Origin of the sequence: Flavobacterium sedimenticola, assembly GCF_030053345.1 — a bacterium.
GTDB classification, from domain to species: domain Bacteria; phylum Bacteroidota; class Bacteroidia; order Flavobacteriales; family Flavobacteriaceae; genus Flavobacterium; species Flavobacterium sedimenticola.
The window spans coordinates 43,488-58,370 of sequence record NZ_JASGBP010000006.1 but is presented as its reverse complement, the minus strand read 5'-3'; the positions used below and the strand labels follow the sequence as shown (position 1 = coordinate 58,370).

At 42.4% G+C, this 14,883-nt stretch carries 17 protein-coding genes; 14 read left to right on the top strand and 3 right to left on the bottom strand.

Annotation, left to right across the window (positions count from 1 at the left end; all coding sequences use genetic code 11):
- Positions 1 to 70 precede the first annotated feature (70 nt).
- Positions 71 to 2,368, top strand: a complete 2,298-nt coding sequence (locus QHT84_RS10130; RefSeq protein WP_283239448.1) for a T9SS type A sorting domain-containing protein — start codon at positions 71 to 73, stop codon at positions 2,366 to 2,368.
- A gap of 28 nt (positions 2,369 to 2,396) precedes the next feature.
- Here QHT84_RS10130 and rsmG read toward each other — a convergent pair whose 3' ends face one another.
- Positions 2,397 to 3,026 (bottom strand): 16S rRNA (guanine(527)-N(7))-methyltransferase RsmG, encoded by a 630-nt coding sequence (gene rsmG, locus QHT84_RS10125; RefSeq protein WP_283239447.1) that lies wholly within the window; start codon positions 3,024 to 3,026, stop codon positions 2,397 to 2,399.
- Between the two features lie 107 nt (positions 3,027 to 3,133).
- On the opposite strand from rsmG, the gene QHT84_RS10120 reads away from it, so the two are divergent.
- The 10 genes from QHT84_RS10120 to QHT84_RS10075 all read left to right on the top strand — a co-directional run bounded on the left by QHT84_RS10120 (position 3,134) and on the right by QHT84_RS10075 (position 10,279).
- Positions 3,134 to 4,228, top strand: a complete 1,095-nt coding sequence (locus tag QHT84_RS10120) for a fatty acid desaturase family protein (protein ID WP_283239446.1) — start codon at positions 3,134 to 3,136, stop codon at positions 4,226 to 4,228.
- Positions 4,229 to 4,278: 50 nt separating this feature from the next.
- Positions 4,279 to 5,463 carry a pyridoxal phosphate-dependent aminotransferase gene (locus QHT84_RS10115; protein ID WP_283239550.1) on the top strand — a complete coding sequence of 395 codons (1,185 nt, stop codon included), beginning with the start codon at positions 4,279 to 4,281 and terminating at the stop codon, positions 5,461 to 5,463.
- Between the two features lie 228 nt (positions 5,464 to 5,691).
- On the top strand, positions 5,692 to 6,855 hold the full coding sequence (gene purT, locus QHT84_RS10110; protein ID WP_283239445.1) for a formate-dependent phosphoribosylglycinamide formyltransferase: 1,164 nt from the start codon (positions 5,692 to 5,694) through the stop codon (positions 6,853 to 6,855).
- A 2-nt stretch (positions 6,856 to 6,857) separates the two neighbouring features.
- Entirely contained in the window at positions 6,858 to 7,205 is a 348-nt protein-coding gene (locus tag QHT84_RS10105) for a DUF6370 family protein (RefSeq protein ID WP_283239444.1), read from the top strand.
- A gap of 70 nt (positions 7,206 to 7,275) precedes the next feature.
- Positions 7,276 to 7,851, top strand: a complete 576-nt coding sequence (locus tag QHT84_RS10100; protein ID WP_283239443.1) for a Crp/Fnr family transcriptional regulator — start codon at positions 7,276 to 7,278, stop codon at positions 7,849 to 7,851.
- A gap of 155 nt (positions 7,852 to 8,006) precedes the next feature.
- The gene (locus tag QHT84_RS10095) at positions 8,007 to 8,723 is read left to right on the top strand and encodes a pirin family protein (RefSeq protein WP_283239442.1); all 717 of its coding nucleotides are present in this window, start codon (positions 8,007 to 8,009) and stop codon (positions 8,721 to 8,723) included.
- 95 nt (positions 8,724 to 8,818) lie between these two features.
- Entirely contained in the window at positions 8,819 to 9,103 is a 285-nt protein-coding gene (locus tag QHT84_RS10090; protein WP_283239441.1) for a GNAT family N-acetyltransferase, read from the top strand.
- A gap of 11 nt (positions 9,104 to 9,114) precedes the next feature.
- Positions 9,115 to 9,522, top strand: a complete 408-nt coding sequence (locus tag QHT84_RS10085; protein ID WP_283239440.1) for an OsmC family protein — start codon at positions 9,115 to 9,117, stop codon at positions 9,520 to 9,522.
- Positions 9,523 to 9,524: 2 nt separating this feature from the next.
- Positions 9,525 to 9,758 carry a (4Fe-4S)-binding protein gene (locus QHT84_RS10080; protein ID WP_283239439.1) on the top strand — a complete coding sequence of 78 codons (234 nt, stop codon included), beginning with the start codon at positions 9,525 to 9,527 and terminating at the stop codon, positions 9,756 to 9,758.
- Positions 9,755 to 10,279 (top strand): NADPH-dependent FMN reductase, encoded by a 525-nt coding sequence (locus QHT84_RS10075; protein ID WP_283239438.1) that lies wholly within the window; start codon positions 9,755 to 9,757, stop codon positions 10,277 to 10,279. The genes QHT84_RS10080 and QHT84_RS10075 overlap by 4 nt, the downstream gene beginning before the upstream one ends.
- A gap of 32 nt (positions 10,280 to 10,311) precedes the next feature.
- Here QHT84_RS10075 and QHT84_RS10070 read toward each other — a convergent pair whose 3' ends face one another.
- The gene (locus tag QHT84_RS10070) at positions 10,312 to 11,928 is read right to left on the bottom strand and encodes a hypothetical protein (protein WP_283239437.1); all 1,617 of its coding nucleotides are present in this window, start codon (positions 11,926 to 11,928) and stop codon (positions 10,312 to 10,314) included.
- 118 nt (positions 11,929 to 12,046) lie between these two features.
- Here QHT84_RS10070 and fabD point away from each other — a divergent pair, with 118 nt between their 5' ends.
- From fabD to QHT84_RS10055, 3 genes are all read left to right on the top strand, one after another.
- On the top strand, positions 12,047 to 12,919 hold the full coding sequence (fabD, locus tag QHT84_RS10065; protein WP_283239436.1) for an ACP S-malonyltransferase: 873 nt from the start codon (positions 12,047 to 12,049) through the stop codon (positions 12,917 to 12,919).
- 75 nt (positions 12,920 to 12,994) lie between these two features.
- On the top strand, positions 12,995 to 13,675 hold the full coding sequence (locus tag QHT84_RS10060; RefSeq protein WP_283239435.1) for a peptidoglycan DD-metalloendopeptidase family protein: 681 nt from the start codon (positions 12,995 to 12,997) through the stop codon (positions 13,673 to 13,675).
- A 3-nt stretch (positions 13,676 to 13,678) separates the two neighbouring features.
- Entirely contained in the window at positions 13,679 to 13,939 is a 261-nt protein-coding gene (locus QHT84_RS10055; protein WP_283239434.1) for a hypothetical protein, read from the top strand.
- Between the two features lie 43 nt (positions 13,940 to 13,982).
- Here QHT84_RS10055 and QHT84_RS10050 read toward each other — a convergent pair whose 3' ends face one another.
- Positions 13,983 to 14,879 carry a DMT family transporter gene (locus QHT84_RS10050; RefSeq protein WP_283239433.1) on the bottom strand — a complete coding sequence of 299 codons (897 nt, stop codon included), beginning with the start codon at positions 14,877 to 14,879 and terminating at the stop codon, positions 13,983 to 13,985.
- Positions 14,880 to 14,883 lie beyond the last annotated feature (4 nt).

Below are 14,883 nucleotides of genomic sequence, written 5' to 3'. Positions count from 1 at the left end.
GGACTTTTTTTATGTTGTTGATTGTTAATTTTTTGTATATTCGGGTGTCAAAACCAACAAACCAACCATTATGAAAATAAAAATTACACTACTATTCTCTTTGCTTATCTCGTGCTTGACTTTCGCTCAAGACAAAACCTATGATTTGCTGAAAGATAAAAGTGAGACTCAAATACTCTACGACCGTGTATTTGGCATTTCTAACGCTACTGAGCAGCGAAAATCAGAGATTACGTCCAGCCATTTCTTACAGGTGTATCATGAGATGCAACGTGCCGATTTCTTGCAGCGCTTGCCAAAATTGGAAACGCTCCGGGAAGCCGCTAACAAAGGATTCGCACAACAACAAATTCCATTAAGTATCTTAATAACTGATTTTGAAAAAATCAGCAAAACAGCCATGGAAAACGGCGATGTATTTTTTAACAGCAACGAACAGTTTGAGGTCAAACCGAATACCCAAAACGCTTTGGAAAAGCACAGCATTACTTTGATGGCTCCTTTACTTTCCAAAGCTAAAAGTCAACACGTTACTTTCATCCTGAATGACCATTTAATTTTCAATACTACTCAAAGAAGCATTCAGGCTATAGCCATCCAGGCCAACGAAAACGAAAAATGGAAAACGGTTACTACCAACAGTCCATTCAAAATTAAATTTACCGAAAACGGAAAACAAACTGTTGCTTGTAAAATTACTTTCACTAACGGAGATGTTGTCCTGCAATCGTTTGTTATACAAATAGAAGGTTCTGCCGGTAATGTCGCCAACAGAAACAATACAACCACCCTGCAACCCAATGTGGTTACTTCAATTACGGCTTCCATTCCGTACCAAGGTTACGGCGAGACGGAAGCATATTACGGTCAAGGTGAATATGAAATTTTCCCCGATACTGTTGACGGAGTTTTGGACAAACCGGTTTTTTTGGTAGATGGATTTGATCCGGGAGACAGCCGCAACATCGCTACTTTATACAGCAGTTTGAATTATGGTACCGGTCAAAATTTAGCCGACTATCTCAGAACCCTGGGATTCGATATTATTTTAGTAAACTTCCCAACATACACACGACCGAATTCAACCACAGTGGTGGATGGCGGCGTCGATTTTATCCAGCGAAATGCCTTCATTTTGGTCGAATTAATCAATCAAATCAATGCCCAAAAAGTGGGAACGCAAAAAAATGTGGTGATTGGTCCGAGCATGGGCGGATTAATCTCGCGCTATGCATTGCGTTACATGGAAATGAACAGCTTAAACCACGACACTCGCTTGTACATCTCTTTCGATTCTCCCCATCAGGGAGCCAATGTACCCATTGGATTTCAACATTTATTTAATTACATGGCCTACGGACCGGTAGGTAACGCCGCCGTTCAGCCCGTAGTAGATGGCTTGATTAAAAGTCCGGCCGCCCGACAAATGTTAATCGACCATATGGAAGGTCATCTCGTTTCGGGAAGTGCCTTCGAGTTCAATACGGCTTCGGCTTCTTTGGTTCCAACCGGTGCGCCTAATTTCAGAGATGCGTTTCAAAATGAGTTAAACACTATGGGATTCCCAACCACCGTGAGAAATGTAGCCATCTCTAATGGTGCCGGCAACGGAACTATGAACTATACTCCGAATTTCGAAGTCATGAATCACACGTTCAACATCACATCAACCCAGCGCGCTATCATCAACTTACGATTCACGCCTTACGCCAATCAGACCAATCAAGTTAGCCGATTCAGAGGCCAGCAATTTGTTGTAGTCGTTTGGGTTACCGGTTTTGAAAGTCTGGCCAATTCAAAAGCGCCAACCTATACCGACGGATTAGACACCGCTCCGGGCGGAAGATTTGACATGACCGGATTTCAAGCCGACTTAGGTACCGACCCGCTATTAACGGAGTTCTTTGATAATTTGAATGCCGATTATTTTACGTTCATCCCAACTTGGAGCTCCATGGCAATCAGCAACACCAATAATCTGTATACACCGGTTACCGGCAGTTCGGTAACGCCCTTTGTAGCTTCATCCATTCCAACGGTTAACGAAAACCACGTGACGCTTAACAGCAATAACGTCACTTTTGCCATCAACGAAATTGTAAACGGCTCCTTGGCTACCACCAATCCGATTTTAGAATCGGTATGGATTCAAAATCCGGTGGAAAATAACATCGCCATCCACACCTCGTATACCATCGACAAAGCAAACATTACCATACACGATATGTTAGGAAAAGTAATGTATCAGGCCTCCAACCAAACTCTTAGCGGCACCTATGAAATTCCGCTGTCACTCAACAAAGGCGTCTTTCTGATTACAATTGCCAATGAATCGGGAAGCATCACCAAAAAAATCGTAAAACCGTAATAAAAAAGTCCCAACAATGGGACTTTTTTTATAGGGTAAACTTTAAAGGCAAATGCACTACTTTTTTGGTTTCGAAAAACGGATCCGAAAAGAAATCGGCTATAGGATATTCCTTCGCTTTCGGGAAAGGAGCCAATTCTTCGGTTAAATCGCCTCCTTTCAGATACAGGATTCCGTTCTTCAAGGCATGCTTGTTTTGTTTTTTGATTTTGTCTTTCACCCAACTGTAAAAATCGGGCATATTGGTCACAGCGCGACTCACAATAAAATCGAAATCGCCTTTGACATTCTCGGCGCGCATTTGCTCGGCTTTGACGTTCTGTAATCCCAATGCGTCTGCCACCGCTTGCACGACTTTAATCTTTTTGGCAATCACGTCAATCAAGTAAAAACGGGTTTTCGGAAATAAAATGGCTAACGGAATACCGGGAAAACCACCCCCGGTGCCGACATCCAAAACAAAAGTTCCCGGTTCAAACGGCTGTATTTTGGCAATCGCCAAAGAATGCAGTACATGTTTGGTATACAATTCATCTATGTCTTTTCTCGAAATTACATTGATTTTGGCATTCCAATCTTGATATAATGCTTCTAACTTTTGAAACTGTAGTATCTGATTATCACTAAGATTAGGAAATTGTTTGATAATTTCTTCCATAAAATGAATTTTCAACAAAAATACTGCTTTTGGTTAATATTTATGATTTGATTATAATCTTTAAAAAATTATAATATTTATCTTTGGCAAAAATTGAATAACTACAAATGAATACCACAGCTCCAACTTTTTCAACGAAAGACAATTTAAAATTCTTTCGCACCCTAAACTCACGTGTTAACAATTACTTCAAAGAAAATAACCTCAAAAAAACCGGAAACTGGAAATTACATGTAAAAACCATCGTAATGTTCAGTATTTTCCTGACGCCGTATTTCTTGCTATTGAGTATGGATATGCCGTTTTGGGCCTATCTCATCTTAAATATCGTTATTGGTATCGGAATGGCCGGCGTTGGAATGAATGTAATGCACGATGGCAATCACGGTTCCTACTCCAGCAAGTCTTGGCTAAATAAAATTATGGGCGGAAGCATCTATGTCTTGGCCGGAAACGTTTACAACTGGCAAGTGCAACACAATGTGCTACACCATACCTACACCAATATCTTAGGTCATGATGAAGATTTGGAAGCCGGCAGAATTTTGCGTTTTTCCAAAACCGCTAAATGGTATCGTTTTCACAAATTCCAACATTACTATTCTGTTTTCTTGTACGGTTTATTAACATTCAACTGGGCCATTACCACCGATTTTCTTCAAATGAAACGCTATTTGAAAAGAAACTTGTCTTACGGTGAATTTAAAAAACCGGTGATTCGTTGGACCACTTTAATCATCACTAAAATTATTTATTTCTCTATTTGGTTAGTATTGCCTATGGTGATGGGAATTGTCTGGTGGAAAGTTGTTTTAGGCTTTTTGGTAATGCATTACACGGCCGGAGTTATCCTAAGTGTGGTATTCCAGTTGGCGCACGTAGTAGAAGATACCCATAACCCGATTCCGGATGAAAACGGCGAAATCGAAAATACCTGGGCCATTCACCAATTGTTTACTACCGCCAACTTTGCCCCTAAAAACTGGTTGGTAAATTATTACACCGGCGGATTGAACCACCAAATTGAACACCACATTTTCCCGAATATCAGCCATATTCACTACGGCAAAATAGCCGAAATTGTAAAGCAAACTGCTAAAGAATGTGAATTGCCGTATTACGAATTCAAAACAACTCGTGAAGCTATCATCTCCCATTTCAAACACTTAAAAGAGCTGGGAAGAAATCCGCAATTAACCTAATGAAACAGACGCCTTTATCGGCGTCTCTTTTTTACAACACCACAACACTCATGACTATTTTATCGGACAGAATTAACAATCTATCTACATCGCAAACCCTGGCTATGGCCGCATTGGCCAGAGAATTAAAAGCCCAAGGGAAAGACATTATCAGCCTCAGTTTAGGGGAACCCGATTTCAATACACCCGATTTCATCAAAGAAGCGGCCAAAAAAGCCATCGATGACAACTACAGTACTTATACGCCTGTTGACGGGTATGTAGAACTCAAAGAAGCCATTTGTCACAAATTTAAAAGAGACAACAATCTCGGGTACAAACCGGCTAACATCGTAGTTTCCACCGGTGCTAAACAATCACTATACAACGTGGCCCAAGTCATGTTAAACGAGGGCGACGAAGTAATCCTTCCGGCTCCGTATTGGGTTTCGTATTACGAAATCATCAAACTCTCCGGCGGCGTTCCGATAGAAGTCCCAACGTCTGTTGAAAGCGATTTCAAAATCACACCCGAGCAACTGGAAAAAGCCATCACACCCAAAACCAAAATGATGTGGTTCAGTTCACCGTGTAACCCAAGCGGTTCGGTGTACAACCGCCAAGAACTCGAAGCCCTCGGGAAAGTCTTGGCAAAATACCCAAATATTTACATCGTTTCCGACGAAATTTACGAACACATCAATTTCTCCGGAACGTTTTGCAGCATCGCTTCCATTCCGGGCTTATTCGACAGAACGATTACCGTAAACGGTGTCGCCAAAGCCTTTGCCATGACCGGCTGGAGAATCGGATACATCGGCGCACCCGAAATCATCGCCAAAGCGTGTACCAAAATGCAAGGCCAAGTGACTTCCGGCGCCAACTCTATCGCCCAACGCGCGACCATTACCGCTGTGGAAGCTGACCCGAGTGTACTCAACAACATGGTATCCGCCTTCAAAAACCGAAGAGATTTAGTAGTCGCTTTGGCCAAAGAAATTCCGGGCTTCAAAATCAACGTGCCCGAAGGTGCTTTTTACTTGTTCCCCGATGTTTCCGCCTATTTCGGCCAAACCTTACGCGGAAAAACGATCAACAATGCCGATGATTTTTCCATGTATTTGCTTTCCGAAGCCAATGTAGCTACGGTAACCGGCGACGCTTTCGGAAACCCGAACTGCATCCGTTTGTCCTACGCCACCAGCGAAGCCTTACTGACAGAAGCGTTCAAAAGAATTAAGGAAGCATTAGCTTAAAACGATACGCCTCAAGGAAACTTGGGGCTTTTTTAATCATACGATGGAGTGGTATTGGGCGTTCCCTTTCAGGTCGGGCTTTCCGTTCCAATCTTTTTTAATTTGTTATCCCAAACCATTGTCAGGCTGAGCTTGTCGAAGCCCAAATGACAAACAAATTAAAAAAGGATTTCCACTGCAATCCCTAACGCAAAAACAACTTAAACAAAACAACTAAACCAAAATACAATGGCAAAAATACTCTTACTCGGTTCCGGAGAATTAGGAAAGGAATTCGTAATCGCCGCCCAACGCATCGGACAAACGGTGATTGCCGTCGACAGCTACGAAAACGCTCCTGCCATGCAAGTCGCCCACCACTTCGAAGTGATCAACATGCTCGATGGTGCCGAACTCGACCGCATTGTAGCCCAACACCAACCGGATTTTATCGTTCCCGAAATCGAAGCCATTCGTACCGAACGTTTTTACGAGTACGAGAAACAAGGCATCACGGTGGTACCATCTGCCAAAGCCGCCAACTTTACCATGAACCGCAAAGCCATCCGCGATTTAGCGGCCAAAGACTTAGGCTTGCGTACCGCCAACTATAGATATGCAACCTCAGCCGATGAACTACAAAAAGCAGTAGTAGAAGTTGGCATTCCTTGCGTGGTAAAACCGTTGATGAGTTCCTCCGGCAAAGGCCAATCGACCATAAAAACCGAAGCCGATATTCTAAAAGCCTGGCAATACGCCGAGGAAGGTTCGCGTGGCGACATCATCGAGGTCATCGTTGAAGCCTTTGTCAATTTTCATTCCGAAATTACCTTACTCACCGTAACGCAAAACAACAACCCAACCCTATTTTGCGCGCCCATCGGTCACCGACAAGAGCGTGGCGATTACCAGGAAAGCTGGCAACCGGCCCGGGTTTCTGATAAAGACCTCCGGGAAGCCCAAGACATGGCACGCAAAGTCACCGAAGCGTTGGGCGGCGCCGGTTTATTCGGAGTCGAATTTTTCCTGACGGACGAAGGGGTTTACTTTTCAGAACTATCCCCAAGACCACACGATACAGGAATGGTCACTTTAGCCGGCACCCAAAACTTCAACGAATTTGAATTGCATTTACGCGCCGTTTTGAGTTTGCCCATCTTTGAAATTACGTTGGAAAAAGCGGGTGCCAGTGCCGTAATTTTGGCCAATGGCAATTCGACGAATCCAACCTACAGCGGAATTTCCGAAATAGCGGCCTTACCTAAAACCGATTTTCGTATCTTTGGGAAGCCGAGTGCTCGACCTTACCGTCGCATGGGCGTCGTATTGACGCACGACACCATAGAAACGCCCATCGAAAACGTAGTGAAAAGAGCCAAAGAAACCGCAAAATTAGTAACCGTAAATTTATAATCATGAAAAAATTAGTAATAGTGGCGCTCCTGACTTTTGGAATCAATGCCCTAAATGCCCAAGAAAAAAAACCTCAAGTCGTAGAAGCGTCTTGCGGACAATGTCAATTTGGAATGAAAGGCAAAGCCGGTTGTGACTTAGCCGTTCGCATTGATGGCAAAGCCTATTTCGTAGACGGAACCGACATCAACAAACACGGTGATGCCCATGCTGAAGACGGTTTTTGTTCCGCCATCAGAAAAGCAGAAGTGGTCGGTGAAATCAAAAATGACCGATTCGTAGCTTCCAGTTTTAAGTTACTGCCTCTAAAAAAAGACGATCATAACAATCACGACGGTCACAAACACTAAAAAACCAATGCGGTCTTTCCTCCTAAGAAAGACCGCTTTTTTCAGGGCTTATTTTCGTACTTTTGAAAACATGAGCCTGATTTTACAAAATATCGCCAAGCACATTGTGCTGACTCCCGAAGAAGAAACCTTGTTTCTCTCAAAAATAGAAACCCGAACCGTAAAAGCCAAAACCATTTTGCAAAATGCCGGTCAGGTTTGCCAAGACTCCTATTTTGTGAATTCGGGTTTGCTTCGCAGTTTTACCATCAACGACAACATCGTAGAACACGTTTTGAGTTTTGCCTGCGAAGGTTGGTGGATTAGTGACATGTACAGTTTGCTCTCACAAAAGCCGGGCAATCTTTTTATTGAAGTCTTGGAAGATTCGGAAGTAGTAGTCCTTTCCAAAACCCATCAGGATCAACTGTATCTGGAAATACCGAAACTGGAACGCTTTTTCAGAATCTTAATTGAGAATTCTTTAGTGGCCAACCAAGAGCGCTTGATGGACAATTTAAGCTTAACCGCTGAAGAACGCTTTGAAAAATTCTGCAAAAAATACCCCACACTCATTCAAAAATTACCCCAAAAGCAAATTGCTTCTTACATTGGCGTGACTCCTGAGTTTTTTAGTAAAATGAAAGCGCGAATGTTGAAGAAGTAAACGCAATCCTCATTCATCTTACTGATTATCAAATAACTCAGCTGCTTAATTACTCAGCCACTCAGCAACTTCAAATATTTCTTAACCTACATTAAGTGCCCAAGAGTATCCTTGATTGTAAATTTGTATCATAATAATCACTAAATTTATACATCATGAAAAATACCATTTTACACAAAGCCGACACCCGAGGACATGCCAATCATGGTTGGTTGGATGCGCACCATACGTTTAGTTTTGCGAGTTACTACAATCCCGACCGAGTACAATTTGGCGTTTTGCGCGTGTTAAACGACGATATTGTGGCCGGTGGCATGGGCTTCGGAACACATCCGCACGACAATATGGAAATCATCACCATTCCGCTCGAGGGCGATTTGGCGCACAAAGACAGCATGGGCAATACCGAAGTGATCAAATTTGGCGATGTACAAGTCATGAGTGCCGGAACCGGAATCCAACACAGTGAATTCAATCCGAATCACGACCGAAGAACCAATTTATTGCAAATTTGGGTGTTCCCCAAATACAGAAATGTAGAACCGCGTTACCAACAAATAACCTTAGACACCACTGACCGTCATAATAAATTGCAACAAATTTTGTCGCCTAATGCTGATGATGCCGGTGTTTGGATTCACCAAGACGCTTGGTTCCACATGGGAAATTTAGACCAAGGTGTGACGTTGGAATACAACCGTAAAAAAGTAGGTAACGGCCTTTACGTATTTGTCATCAAAGGAAGCGTAAACGTAGACGGACAAGACTTAGACCAACGCGATGGTTTGGGTATTACTGATTTTGAAAGCGTAACGTTTGAAGCCACTTCCGATGCTGAAATCTTGTTGATGGAAGTTCCTATGTTTCAATAATCCCACTTGTCATTTCGACCGAGAAGAAATCACAATATCCAACCGGCGTTATGAGATTTCTCCCGTTGGTCGAAATGACAACTAAAAAGAAAACTATGAGTGCAACAGTACAATTAAAAACAGACGGCAACAAAGGCTTTTTTTACATTGAAATCGATGGTAAACAAGAAGCGCTAATGACTTTTGTTTTTGCCGGTGACGATAAAATCATCATCGACCACACCGAGGTCAATCCGGGCAACGAAGGCAAAGGTTTTGGCAAAAAAATGGTCACCAAAGCCGTAGAATACGCTCGTGAGCATCACATCAAGATTATTCCGCTTTGCCCGTTTGCCAAAAGTGTTTTTGACAAAGTTTCTGAATTCAGAGACGTTTTATAATCATTTAGAGTATGGCAAATCTTTTAGAAAATAATGTAGAAGGTAAAATCGGCACCCAAAAATACTTGTGCACCATTTCGTGGCGCAACGGGACTTTGCTGATGGACGAACCCGAAAATATAGGCGGCCGAAATATAGGTCCCGATCCGTTTTCCACTTTTTTAGCGTCGTTGGCCGGTTGTACCTTGTCGACCTTACGCATGTACATTGACCGCAAAGGCTGGGATATTCCCGAGATTCATATTTCGTTGAATTTGGCTCAGGAACTCAATCCCGAATTGGAAACTACCATTTCGAGAGCGATTTCGTTTCCGGATACTGTAACTGACAAACAGAAAGAGCGTTTGCTTTTGATTGCCGAGAAATGTCCGATTTCGAAGATTTTAAAAAACAAAATAACCATTAACACCACACTATAATTATGGATGCGAAAGACCTAACCAAAGAATACAGCAATGGGGAAGTAACCATTGTATGGAAAAACGCGCTGTGCCAACACGCCGCCGAATGCGTTCGCAACAATCCGGAGGTTTTTAAACCTCGTGAAAAACCGTGGATTCATCCCGACAATTCGACTACCGAAAAGATTATTGAAACGGTTAAAAAATGCCCGTCGGGCGCCTTGACGTATTACCTAAACGATGCCAAACCATGATCAAAATACTCGCCTTTGGCGCTTCCAACAGCAGCGATTCGATTAACAAACAGCTGGCTCATTATGCGGCCCTGCAATTTCCCGATGCCGTTGTGGAATTATTGGATTTGAACGATTACGAAATGCCGATTTACTCGAAAGATCGGGAAAAGGCCGGCGGTATTCCGCCATTGGCGCACGACTTTTACCAAAAAATCGGTGCTTCAGATTTGATAGTCATTTCGTTTGCCGAGAACAACGGCAACTACACTACGGCTTTTAAAAACATTTTAGATTGGATGTCGCGCATTAACGGCAAAACCTTTCAGGAAAAGCCGATGCTGTTATTAGCTACTTCGCCGGGAGCACGCGGCGGCAGTACCGTTTTGGATATCGCCGTAAAACGCATGCCCTACCAAGGCGGCGTGGTAAAAGGCAGTTTTTCGTTGCCGAGTTTTCACGATAATTTTAAAGACGGTAAAATCGTTACTCCCGAATGGGAAGAAGCGTTAAAACAAATCATATCGAACATCTCATTATAAAAAAAGCCCTAACATTGTTTAGGGCTTTTTGATTATTGGTACGCTTTGTTGTCAAATCGGGTGACATCGATTATTTTTTCCTCATCAATATCAAACGAAATTTCCACACTATCGCCTACTACTGTAATAGGCAATTCTCCGGAAACTTGGGTAGAACCCACAAATATTCTCGGATAATCTTTGATGGTGAAATAATAAAAACTGTTGCCATTTTTCACATCATTCTGAATTCGAGTAATCACAGATTTGATACTTTTTTTAGCTTCCGTAGTACTCGGGTTAATTTTATTTCCGGAAGAGTTGTAGGCACTCTTGAAAGCTGTTAAGGTTTCTCTCATTGAGTTCCCAACGCCCACTATAGTGTAATCGTTAATGGCTACCATCGCATACATTTTGACTAATCCGCCGTCGTCTTTCAAGGTCATCACATAAGTGGGAATATTATTGATATTATAAGGAATAGGCAATGAAGCGCGATACCCTTTCTCTTGCACTTTTCCTTCTGCCGATTGCTGAGCGGCGTATTCTGTAGCTCCGCTTTGTTTGTAAAAAGTAGTTTCTTTGGTTCGGGTATCGACTAAAACAAACCCAACAGCGCTTTCGTCACTGCCTACTGAAGTCAATCCGGTGTACCAATACGAACGGTCATTTTTGCCGTAAACCAAAGTCAACCCTTCAGTGATTTGCAATTTGTCTCGGTTGGAAAAATTCCAATAGCCGTTAATCAGTTCACCCCAATCGTTCAATTGCTCTTCTATAATTACCGCCGGCTGAATGCGATCTACCCAAGCCGGTGTATCGGCTATAGCATGTTGTTGTATCGCTCCGGTTTGGGCATCTACTACTAAAACTCCGGTAGCATCTTTACCCGAAAACCCTATTTTTTTTTGGTAAGTGGAAATCACCCAATACGGTTTTCCGTTTTCATCAATTTCAAAAACAAAATCCTCCAAACCGATGGAAGCATAACCGTTAAAATAAACATGCCTGTGAATATCGCTTTGGAAATAGGCACCGGGTTGGTATTTTATTTTGAGCGGTTTGTTGTCTATTGCTTCTACCAATCTGACATCGCGTTCGTTGGTAGCGGAAACCATCACGTAGCCCGGCGTTCCTTCTTGGTTGTTAAACCATTTGAAGAATCCCGAGTGCAGTAAAGGGGCTACCCAAAACAATTCGTTCTTGACTTTTTGAATCGAAAATCGACCCAATTGAATCTGACTTCCCAGAGCCGGTTGCGATCCGATTATTTTTTCACCTAACAAATAAGCCAACTCCTGATCAACTACTCTGATTTTATCCATAGAAATTGGTGCAATATGTTTGGAAATTTCATTACCTCTCTTCACTTCCCCTATCATTTTTTGATATTTGGAAGTGTACAAAAAGGTGGCTGAAGTGATTAAAGGCAATACCGTTATATAACCAAGAACGACTGCCATTGCCAAAAGTATCCACTTTTTTGGTTTATGATTCACAATGAATTTCTTTCCGGCTTTATCAGTAGTGATGCCCAAAGAAAATAAGAACAAGAAAAACAACAATACTAAAACAATGATGCTGACACTGTAAAATCCGTAGTTGAGAACGGGCATTACCAGATAAATCAGTAAAAAGAAAAGAATTACAACCAGTAAATACTTCTTCATAGTTTTTTGGTTTTTAAGTTTGCTATTGGACGTAATACTAGACCCAAAAGTTACAATTTCACCTGAGTTGTTCTTTATTCGACAGTTATCCTTATTTTTGTCCTCTAATTTTATTCCAATGAAAGCATACGTATTTCCCGGTCAAGGCGCTCAATTCACCGGAATGGGCAAAGACCTATATGAAAATTCGGCTGTAGCCAAAGCCCTTTTTGAACAAGCCAACGAAATTTTGGGTTTCCGAATTACCGATATTATGTTTGAAGGCACTGCCGATGAACTCAAAGAAACCAAAGTAACCCAACCGGCCGTGTTTTTACACTCAGTGATTTTGGCCAAAACGTTAGACCATTTCCAACCCGATATGGTTGCCGGACACTCGTTAGGAGAATTTTCGGCTTTGGTGGCCAACGGTACCTTGTCGTTTGAAGACGGCTTAAAGTTGGTTTCCCAACGCGCAATGGCCATGCAAAAAGCCTGTGAAATTACCCCTTCGACTATGGCTGCGGTGTTAGGTTTAGACGATGAAATTGTAGAAGACGTGTGTGCTTCTATTGACGGTATTGTCGTAGCAGCCAATTACAACTGTCCCGGACAATTGGTGATTTCGGGCGAGTACAAAGCCGTGGAAGCCGCGTGTGAAGCCATGAAAGCTGCCGGCGCTAAAAGAGCTTTATTGTTACCGGTTGGCGGAGCATTCCATTCGCCGATGATGGAACCGGCTCGTGAAGAATTGGCTGCAGCTATAGAAGCAACCACATTCCACACACCAAGTTGTCCGGTGTACCAAAATGTTACAGCCAGCGCCGTTTCGGATGCCGATGAAATCAAGAAAAATTTAATCATCCAATTGACTGCTCCGGTAAAATGGACACAATCGGTACAACAAATGATTAAAGACGGGGCGACCAGTTTTACGGAAGTGGGTCCCGGAAAAGTATTGGTGGGCCTAGTCAATAAAATTGACCGCGAAGTGGAAACGATTTCGGCCTAACCGCATTGCCAAATAATTATAAAATACAATCCTCGCGAAGCTACGATTTGCGGGGATTGTCTATTTTTGTGACCTATGAATGCTATCCTCGACATGTTACGGCAAACCCAGGCGGCTAAAGTAATTGCCAACCACATTGACTATACCGATTATGTGGCTTTGGATTTATCGGTTACGAATGAAAAATTAGCCCTACAACAACTGAACGCCTCCAAAGACTATGAGCACTACATTCAACAACATTTAGACCAACATCAAGCCAAAATTGCCTTTGGCGGGTATAACGAAATTCGTAATTTATATGAACGGAGTACGGTTTTTAAAAAAGAAAACACCGACGAGCGCAACATCCATATTGGTCTGGATTTGTGGATGAACGAGGCCGCACCGATTTACGCCGCTTTAGACGGAACGATTCACAGTTTTCAAAATAACGATGCCCTGGGCGATTACGGTCCGACTATTATTTTACAACACGAAATCGAAGGTTATTTGTTTCACACATTGTACGGCCATTTGAGTTTGGATAGTTTAAACAACAAAAAAGCGGGGCAAGCAGTCGCCAAAGGGGAGCGCATTGCTACCTTAGGTTTGCCTCCGATAAACGGTGATTACGCGCCGCATTTGCATTTTCAAATTATCATCGATATGGAAAACAAGCAAGGCGATTATCCCGGCGTTTGCAGTTCGAAAACCTTGGCGCACTATTTGCGGAATTGTCCTGACCCTAATTTGTTATTAAAAATCAAATCTTAAAAAATGAAAAAAATTGTTTTGTCTTTAGCCTTAATGGCTGTATTGGTATCGTGCAAAAATGAAACACAAGAAAAATTAGATGCTGCTAAAGAGGCCGTTACCGAAGAAATGAAAGAAGGCATCGATTCGGCCAAAGTAAGAGCAGAAAAAAAATTGGATTCGCTGAGAGAAAAAACCAAAGCGACGATTGACAGTGCCAAAATAAAAAGCGCTGAAAAAATGGAAGCAACAGCCAAAAAGCTAAAAGAATCTGTTACCAAATAACCCTGAATCCTCACTATGTGAGGATTTTTTTTGCGCAGTTGTGTTAGGTTCGGGATTTCTTATAATTGGTAATGAATACACCCAAAATAATTAATAAAGTGGCAATGATAAAATCGAAGGTAATCACTTCATCCAACAAGAGCCATCCCAAGAAAACAGCAATAGCGGTATTGATGTAATTGAGTACCGAAACCTGAATTGCGGTCACTTTTTTTAAGGAATAGTGATAGCAAAAAAAGGCTGCCACTGAACCGAAAACCGAAAGGTATAAAGTGGCGGCAATGCTACGACTGCTCCAAGCCGAGAAATCGACATCAGGGTTGATGACTAAGGCCAAAATGTATTGTATGATAGCGGCGATAGAAAACTGGTAAAACAGATTCAGCGCAATGTTATTGGATTTGTGGTTGTGTCTTTTGGTATATACCGTTCCGATAGACCAGGATAAAATGGCAATACTCAGGAAGAGGATTCCGGTTTTGTAATTCGGATCTAAGATATCTCCTAACCCGTCTCTGAAAATAAATACAACTCCTAAAAAGCCTAACAGCACTCCCACAAAACCTTTGAGACTGGCTTTTTGTTGTCCGGCCACAATGCTTCCCATGAAAACCACCAACGGTGATAAAGCACTGAGAATAGAGGTTAGTCCGCTCGGGACACTTTGCTCAGCTATGGTGGTAAAACCGTTGGCCATCACAATCATCAATACGGCCGGAATGAACTGCAGTTTAAAGTTTTCCCAACCTATCCAAGCCAATTGTTTTTTGTAACCTAAAATTCCCAAAACAATAAGAGCGGCTAATCCTTGTCGAAACGAGGTAATGTACCAGGGTTGCATGGTTTCTACCGCAATTCGGATGCCCAGATAGGTGGTACCCCAAACTACTGCCACTACAAAGAGGCAGAAGAGCAATTTTAAATCGGGTTTACCGTTCATTTAC